5 protein-coding genes are annotated in these 8415 nt (G+C 70.2%); 3 read left to right on the top strand and 2 right to left on the bottom strand.

The window, feature by feature from the left end:
* A partial coding sequence (locus tag ACH01S_RS30595; RefSeq protein ID WP_157406332.1) for a CaiB/BaiF CoA transferase family protein occupies positions 1-1301 on the top strand: 1301 nt, incomplete at its 5' end.
* A gap of 73 nt (positions 1302-1374) precedes the next feature.
* Here ACH01S_RS30595 and ACH01S_RS30590 read toward each other — a convergent pair.
* Positions 1375-2829: an aldehyde dehydrogenase family protein gene (locus ACH01S_RS30590; RefSeq protein WP_169809384.1), complete on the bottom strand. Its 1455-nt coding sequence runs from the start codon at positions 2827-2829 to the stop codon at positions 1375-1377.
* 239 nt (positions 2830-3068) lie between these two features.
* On the opposite strand from ACH01S_RS30590, the gene ACH01S_RS30585 reads away from it, so the two are divergent.
* A complete protein-coding gene (locus ACH01S_RS30585) occupies positions 3069-3791 on the top strand; it encodes a DUF4386 domain-containing protein (RefSeq protein ID WP_067899427.1) in 723 nt (240 codons plus the stop codon).
* On the opposite strand, the gene ACH01S_RS30580 is transcribed toward ACH01S_RS30585, so the two are convergent.
* The gene (locus tag ACH01S_RS30580) at positions 3763-4731 is read right to left on the bottom strand and encodes a LysR family transcriptional regulator (protein WP_067899425.1); all 969 of its coding nucleotides are present in this window, start codon (positions 4729-4731) and stop codon (positions 3763-3765) included. The two genes, ACH01S_RS30585 and ACH01S_RS30580, sit on opposite strands and share 29 nt — an antisense overlap.
* A 104-nt stretch (positions 4732-4835) precedes the next feature.
* On the opposite strand from ACH01S_RS30580, the gene dnaE reads away from it, so the two are divergent.
* Positions 4836-8393, top strand: coding sequence for a DNA polymerase III subunit alpha (gene dnaE, locus ACH01S_RS30575; RefSeq protein ID WP_083981307.1), 3558 nt, complete (start codon positions 4836-4838; stop codon positions 8391-8393).
* Positions 8394-8415: the final 22 nt, after the last annotated feature.

Below are 8415 nucleotides of genomic sequence, written 5' to 3'. Positions count from 1 at the left end.
CCGCCCCGGTCGGCCCCCCGGTGCGCGCCACGGGCCTGCCGTGGCGCTCGGGCCCGCCGCCCGCGCTCGGTGACGGCGCCTCAACAGCCGGGGCGCCGTCACCGTCCGACTCCCGCGGCGGGACGTCCCGGCCCAGGCGGGAGGCGCCGCTCGCGGGCGTGACCGTGCTGGACCTCGGGACGATCACCGCGGGCGCGGCCACCGGACGCCTGCTCGCCGACTACGGCGCCACGGTGATCAAGATCGAGTCGGCGGGCCGTCCGGACCCGTTCCGGCAGTGGCCGGTCGCGGGCCGCGCCCCGGACGCGGACGGCCGGGGCGTCTCGCCCATGTTCGAGTCCAACAACGCGGGCAAGCTGGCCGTGGTGCTGGAGCTGAAGACCGAGGCGGGCCGGGCGGCGCTGCACCGGCTGGCCGCCCGCGCCGACGTCGTGATCGAGAACTTCACCGTGGGCGTGACCGAGCGGCTCGGCGCCGACTTCGAGACGCTGCGCGCGGTCAACCCGCGGCTCGTCTACCTCTCCCTGTCGAGCCAGGGGCAGGACGGCCCCGAGGCGGGCCGCAGGTCGTACGGGTCGACGCTCGACCTCCTGTCCGGGCTCGCCTCCGTGACGGGATACCTGGACGGCGGGCCGATGTGGTCGTCCGCCGAGGTCAACTACCCCGACCAGGCGGCGTCCCTCTTCGGCGCGGCCATCGTCGCGTACTGCCTGGAACGCGACGTGCGCGGCGTCCACCTGGACGTCGCGCAGCGCGAGCTCATCACCTGGACGCTCGCCGACCGGATCGCCGAGCACACGGCGACGGGCGCGCTTCCCGGGCCCACCGGCAACCGGCGTCCCGGCGCCACCCCGCACGACGTCTACCCCTGCGCGGGCGACGGCGAATGGGTCGCGGTCGCGTGCCACCACCAGGCCGAACGCGACGCGCTCGCGGAACTCGTCGCCCCCGGGGAACTGGCGGGGAAATCCGAGGAGTGGTGGTGGCGGCACGAGTCGTTCGTGGACGGGCTGGTCGCGGCCTGGACGCGCGCTCGTTCCCGGACGGACTGCGTCCGCGCTCTGACCGGGGCGGGCGTGGCCAACGCGCCGGTGCTCTCGGCGGCCGAGCGCGGACGCGAGCCGCGGTTCCGCGACCGGCGGGTCTTCCTGGGCGACGGCGAGTCGCGCCGCAAGGGGTTCCCGTTCACGATGCGTGACTACACTCCCCCGGACCCGGCTCCGGCGCCGACCCTCGGCCAGGACCAGGACGCGGTCCTCGCGGACCCGAGCCGCACCGGCCGCACGGAGACCCCGGCCTGAGACCCCGGCCTGAGACCACGGCCTGAGACCACGGCGGCGCCCGCATGATCGCTCATGCGGGCGCCGGCGCGGTTCAGCGGATGTCGATCGCGAGGGTCTTGACCTGGCTGAACTCGTCGATGACCCAGCGTCCGCCGAGTCGGCCCCGGCCGGAGTGCCGCCCGGCCGCCCCGCCGAACGGCAGGCTGTACTCCCAGTAGTTGGTGGTGTCGTTCACCACCACCAACCCGCAGTCGATGCGCTCGCCGAGCCGGAACCCCTTGGACAGGTCGGTCGTGAACAGCGCGCCGACGAGGCCGAAGTCACCGGCGTTCGCGGCGGCGATCATGTCCTCCTCGTCGTCGAAGACCGTCAGCGACGCGATCGGGCCGAAGGTCTCCTCGGAGAAGACGGCGGCGTCGCGGCCGACCGAGGTGATGACGGTGGGGTGGTAGAAGAAGCCGTCCTTGTCCTTGATCCGCTCGCCGCCGGTGACGACGGTCGCGCCGCGTTCCCGGGCGTCCGCGACCAACCGGTCGTAGCGGGCGATGCCGGATTCCAGGTGGACCGGTCCCATCGTGACGTCGGGGTCCAGCGGGGAGCCGACGACCGTGTCCGCGGCTCGTTTCGCGAGCAGTCGGGCGAGTTCGTCCGCGCAGGACGCCGCCACGAGCACCTTTCCGGCCGCGCTGCACACCTGCCCGGCATTCCAGAACGCCGCGTTGGAGATCGCCGCCGCCGCGATTTCGAGGTCGGCGTCGCCGAGGACGACGATGGGCGAGTTTCCGCCGAGCTCCAGCAGGAGTTTCTTGTCCCAGGCCGATTTCGCGATGGACCGGCCGGTGCCGCTGCCGCCGGTGAATCCGACCGCGGCAATTCCCGGATGCGTCACCAGATGGCTGGCGACCTCGACCTCGTTCGTGATCACCAACTGCAGGAGTTCCTGCGGGAAATCCGCGGCGAGGAGGATCTCCCGGAATTTCGCCGCGACGACGGCCGTGGTGGGGGCGGGCTTCCACACGACGGCGTTGCCGGACGCGAGGGCCGGACCGATGTACTCGACCGGGATGTTCACCGGGAAGTTCCACGGGGTGATGACCGCCCACACGCCGAGCCCTTCGCGGCGCACGATCGCGCGCTTGTTCGCGTCCTCCACCTGCGGCAACTCACCGCCGTTGGCGAGTACGGACTCCGCGGCCAGCTCCAGCCCGCGGACCGCGAACAGGATCTCGCCGCGCGCCTCGGCTACCGGCTTCCCGTGTTCGGTGGACAGGACCTCGGCGAGTTCCCCGTGCGCGGCGAGCAGTGCCCGGGCGGCCGACCGGCACCATTCGGCGCGGGTGGCGGGCCGTGCGCCGCGGGTTTTCCGGAAGGCCGCCCCGGCGCTCGCGACGGCGATATCGACATCCTGTGCCGACGCCGCGGCCAAATTGGTGAACGGCTGCCCCGTGGCGGGATTCAGCGCCGGGTACCGCGTGTCGCTTTCGCGCCATGATCCGTCGATCCAGGACGCGAAGGACTCGGCAGCCGAAGACGCGGTAAATGACATGAGCATCCTTTCCTAGACGTCATTATCGTATCAATTTCCGCGCCAAGCGAATAGGCCCCGGAGAGCATGAATGCGCCGGCGCGGCGCCCGCCGGGGCCCCGGCGGGCGCCGCGCGTCGCGCGTGCCGGACGTGACGCGCGGCTCGAACCGGCCATCGCCAAGTGGAGACAGCGTCCGCCCCGCGTGGTTCTCTACGGTCACGGCCGCGCGAGCGGGCCGACCCAAGCCTTGGGAGCCAAGTGAACACGACCGAATCCCGGACGCCGGAAGCCGCCCAGCGGACCGCCAGAATCGCCGGAGTCTGGTTTATCCTCACCTTCGTATTCTCAATTCCAGCGCTATTGCTGTATGACCCGGTCCTCAATGACGCGAACTACATCCTGGGCGCGGGCGCGGATACCCAAGTCCGTTTCGGGGCCCTTCTTGAGATCCTGACCGCCGTCGCCAACATCGCCACCGCGGTCACGTTGTTCCCGATCCTGAAACGGCAGAGCGAAAGCGTTGCCATCGGCTACGTAGGCATCCGAATCGTCGAGTCGACCATTATCGTGATTGGGGTCGTCAGTGTGCTCGCCATCGTCGCGCTGCGGCATGATCTGGCGGGCGAGGGCGGTGCGGACGCCAAGCTGATCGGCCAGTCACTGGTGGCGTTGAAAGACCAGACGTTCCTGCTCGGCCCCGCGTTCTGCGCGGGCTTCGGCAATGGCTTCCTGCTGGGCTACCTGATGTACCGGTCGGGGCTGGTACCACGCCCCATGGCGCTCGTCGGCCTCGTCGGAGGCCCCATCGCCTGCGCCACGGCGACCGCCGTCCTGTTCGGCGCCTACGAGCAGGAATCCCCCCTGAATTTCCTGTTCACTACACCGGAAATCATCTGGGAGGCTTTCCTCGGAATCTGGCTCGTCACCAAGGGCTTCCGGCCTTCACCCCTCATTACCGTGACTCCCCCTGAACAGCCGTGAAGGCGGCGCGGTCGGAGGCCGGAAGCCATTCGCGGCGAGGGTCGAACGGGCGGTGGTTTCCGGTGATGTGGCGGGCGAGCAGGGCGAGGGCGGGGTGCTGGTTACGGCGGTGGTAGAGCATTGACCACGGGTAGAGGGGAACGGGATCGACCAAGGGAATCCGGACGGTGTCCGGATGCCACGGAATCCGGACGTTCTCCCCGACGATGCTCGTCGCGCGTTCACCGGACGCGACCTCGGCCACGAAATGCTCGTAGCCGAAGTTGGGCCCGGTGGTGTCGATCCGGAAGCCGAATTCGGCGCTGAGCAGGTCGTGGTAGTCGGCCCATTCGCTTCCGGCGGTGTTGCCGGGCATCCACACGGTGGAACCCGCCAGCCGGGCGATCTCCACCTGCCGCAGTCCGGCGAAGGGGTGGTCGCGGCCGACCAGCAGATGCGCCGGTTCGAGGTGCGCGGGCAGGCACACCAGGTCGTCGCCCGGCGTCCCGCCGACCCGGCAGAAGGCGGCGTCGACGGAGCCGCGGGCGAGCGCGCCGCGGGCCGACCGGAGGCCGTCCGAGGTGATGATCTCGATCTCCACGTCCGGGACGGCCCCGTGGAAGTCCCGGACCAGGTCGATCGGCGCCACCCGCGTGTCCAGCACGTCCACCCGCAGGGCGCGGCGCCGGTCGCGCAGCAGCTCCAGAGCCCGGTCGGCGGTGCCGACGAGCAGCCGCGCGTGCGGCAGGAACGCGGCGCCGTCGTCGGTGAGCTCGGCGCCGCCGCGCGAGCGGGCGAGAAGGGGCGCGCCGAGGACGGATTCGAGCTTGGCGACGCGCTTGGAGATGGCCTGCTGGCTGATTCCCAGCCGGGCCGCGGCCTCGCTGAAATAGCGGTCCTCGGTGATGGCGAGGAAGGCGCGCACCGCCGCGAGATCAAGGTCCGCTTCACCTTTGTCCACAACGGACGGTTGTGAATCACCGGCGTGTTGATTGTTGGACAATGCCGCCGTTCCCCGGTTCGAATGCTCTTCGTCGCGGATGAGCCTACAACCGGGAGGCGTGGTTGCCGACGCGGTCCTTTGTGCACCTCCATGTGCATACGGAGTACAGCATGCTCGACGGCGCCGCCAAGGTCGGCCCGCTGATGGACGAGGTCGCCCGGCGGCGGATGCCCGCCGTGGCGATGAGCGACCACGGCAACGTGCACGGCGCGTACGAGTTCTACCGGGCGGCGGGCACGGCGGCGATCAAACCGATCATCGGGATCGAGAGCTATCTGGCGCCCGCTTCACGGCGCCACCGCAAGCCGGTGTTCTACAGCGACGACCCCGCGCTGCGCCGGTCGGACGAGGTCACCGGCGCGGGCGGCGACGTCTCCGGGCGGGGCCTGTACACGCACATGACGATGTGGGCGGCCGACGCCGGCGGCCTGCGCAACCTGTTCCGGCTCCAGTCGCGCGCCTGGCTCGAAGGCCACGTCCAGAAGTACCCGCGAATGGACGACGAACTGCTCGCCGAGCACGGCACGGGCATCATCGCCACGACCGGCTGCCCGTCCGGCGCGGTGCAGACCCGCCTCCGCCTGGGCCAGTACAGCGAGGCCGTGGAGACGGCCGCCAAATACCAGGACATCTTCGGAAAGGAAAACTACTTCCTCGAACTGATGGACCACGGATTGGCCATCGAACGCCGCGTCCGTGACGACCTGATGAAATTGGGAAAGGAGTTGGGGCTGCCGCCGCTTGCCACCAACGACTCCCATTACGTGACCGAGGACCAGGCGGACGCGCATGACGCGCTCCTCTGCATCGGCACGGGAAAGCAGCTCGCCGACACCAAGCGCTTCCGGTTCTCCGGCAGCGGCTACTACATCAAGACCGCCGAGGAAATGCGGGCGCTGTGGGACGCCGAGGTCCCCGGCGCGTGCGACAACACCCTGCTGGTCGCGGAGCGCGTGGGCGACTACGGCGAGGTGTTCGCGCACCGGGACCTGATGCCGATGTTCCCCGTTCCGGAGGGCGAGACCGAGTCGTCCTGGCTCCGGAAGGAGACCCTGGCCGGGGCGCGGCGCCGCTACGGCGGCGACCCGCCGCGCGACGTCCTCGACCGGGTGGACTACGAGCTCTCGGTGATCGACGGCATGGGCTTCCCCGGCTACTTCCTCGTCGTCGCCGACATCTGCCGGTACGCCCGCGCGCGGGGCATCGGGCTCGGCCCGGGACGCGGGTCGGCGACCGGCTCCCTGGTCGCCTACTGCACCGGCATCACCGAGCTCGACCCGATCGAGCACAAGCTGATCTTCGAGCGGTTCCTCAACCCCGAGCGCGTCACGATGCCGGACGTCGACCTGGACTTCGACGACCGCCGCCGGGACGAGATGATCGACTACGTCACCGCCACGTACGGCGCCGACCGGGTGTGCCAGATCGTCACCTTCGGCACGATCAAGGCGAAGGCCGCCGTGAAGGACGCCTGCCGCGTCCTCGGCTACCCCTACGCGCTCGGCGACCGGATCACCAAGGCGTTCCCGGCCGCTGCGGGCGGCAAGGAGATCCCGCTGTCGGCCGTCCACGACGAGCGGCACCCCCGCCACGGCGAGGCGGCCGAACTGCGGAGGCTGTACGAGGACGAGCCCGACGTCAAGCGGGTCATCGACACCGCCAGGGGCGTCGAGGGGCTGACCCGCGGCACCGGGATCCACGCGGCGGGCGTGATCCTCTCCGCCGAGCCGCTGCTCGACGTGCTCCCCCTGGTGAAGCCGAAGCAGGACGGCCCCGTCCTCACCGGGTTCCCGTTCACCCAGGCCGAGGACATGGGCCTGCTCAAGATGGACTTCCTCGGGCTGCGGAACCTCACCGTCGTCAACGACGCGATCGCCAACATCAAGGCGAACCGGGGCATCGAGATCGACATCCGCGAGGTGCCCCTCGACGACCCGGTGACCTACGAGCTGCTGGCGCGCGGCGACACGCTCGGGGTGTTCCAGCTCGACAGCGCCGGAATGCGCGTCCTGCTGCGGTTGATGCAGCCGACGGTGTTCACCGACATCGCCGCCGTCAGCGCCCTTTACCGGCCGGGGCCGATGGAGATGAACGCGCACACCAATTACGCGCTCCGCAAGACCGGGAAGCAGAAGGTCGAGCCGATCCACCCGGAACTCGCGGAGGCGCTCGAACCGATCCTCGGCGACACCTACCACCTGGTCGTCTTCCAGGAGCAGGTGATGGCGATCGCCCAGCGCCTCGCCGGATACTCCCTCGGCGGCGCCGACATGCTGCGCCGCGCGATGGGCAAGAAGAAGAAGGACGTCCTGGACGCCGAGTGGGGCAGGTTCTCCGCCGGAATGAAGGAGCGGGGCTTCTCCGACGAGGCCGTCAAGGCGGTGTGGGACGTTCTCGTCCCCTTCTCCGGCTACGGATTCAACAAATCCCACACCGCCGGATACGGCGTCGTCTCCTACTGGACCGCCTACCTCAAGGCGAACCACCCGGCCGAATACCTCGCGGCGCTGCTCACCTCGGTCGGCGACGACAAGGACAAGATGGCCGTCTACCTGTCGGACTGCCGCCGCCTCGGCATCAAGGTGCTGCCGCCCGACGTCAACGAGAGCGAGTTGACCTTCACCGCCGTCGGAAGGGACATCCGGTTCGGTCTCGGCGCGATCCGCAACGTCGGCGCGTCCGTCGTCGACGCGATCGTGCGCACCCGCCGCGAGAAGGGCGCCTACACCGATTTCAACGACTTCCTGGCCAAGGTCCCTTCGATCGTCTGCAACAAGCGCGTCATCGAGTCGCTGGCCAAGGCGGGCGCGTACGACGGCCTCGGGCACCGGCGCAAGGCGCTCGTCACCGTCCACGAGCAGGCCGTGGACGCGGTCATCGACCTCAAACGCAACCAGTCCCGGGGCCAGGACTCCCTTTTCGGCGCACTCGCCGGAACGGACTCCGACGACACGTTCTCGGTCGCGATCCCCGCCGTCGAATGGGACAAGGCCACGCTGCTCGCCTTCGAGCGGGAAATGCTCGGGCTGTACGTCTCGTCCCACCCGCTGGACGGCGCCGAGCAGGCTCTGGAGGCCAACCGCGACACCACGATCGCCGACCTGCTCGCCTCCGGCCGCGCCGACGGGACCGTCCGGATCGCCGGGATCATCTCCGGCCTGCAGCGCAAGGTCACCAAGCGGGGCAGCCCGTGGGCGATCGCCACCGTCGAGGACCACGACGGCGCCGTCGAATGCCTGATCTTCCCCAAGACCTACACCCTCTACGGGGAGGCGCTCGCGCAGGACCGCGTGATCTCGCTGCGCGGCCGGATCAACGTCCGGGACGAGACGGTGAGCGTCTACGGCGAGGAGATCACTCCCCTCGACCTCAGCCGGGCGGGCGCCGCGCCGCCCGTGGTGATCTCGGTCCGGGAGTCCCGGCTGACCCTGCGGCTCGTCCGGGAGTTCAGGGATGTCCTGACCGCCCATCCCGGCCCGGCGCCCGTCCACCTGCTGGTCCACCGTCCGGCGGCCCGAAGCGTGCTGTTCGACCTGCGGCCCTTCCGGGTCTCGCCGGAACCGGCCTTCTACGGCGACGTCAAGGCGCTCCTCGGCGCGGACGCCCTCGCGGGACCCTGACGGAGCCCCGTCGTCACCGTCC

Origin of the sequence: Actinomadura chibensis NBRC 106107 (assembly GCF_001552135.1) — a bacterium.
In the GTDB taxonomy this organism is placed as follows: domain Bacteria; phylum Actinomycetota; class Actinomycetes; order Streptosporangiales; family Streptosporangiaceae; genus Spirillospora; species Spirillospora chibensis.
Note: the sequence above shows the minus strand (reverse complement) of the source record. Positions and strands in the feature narration are given on the sequence as shown.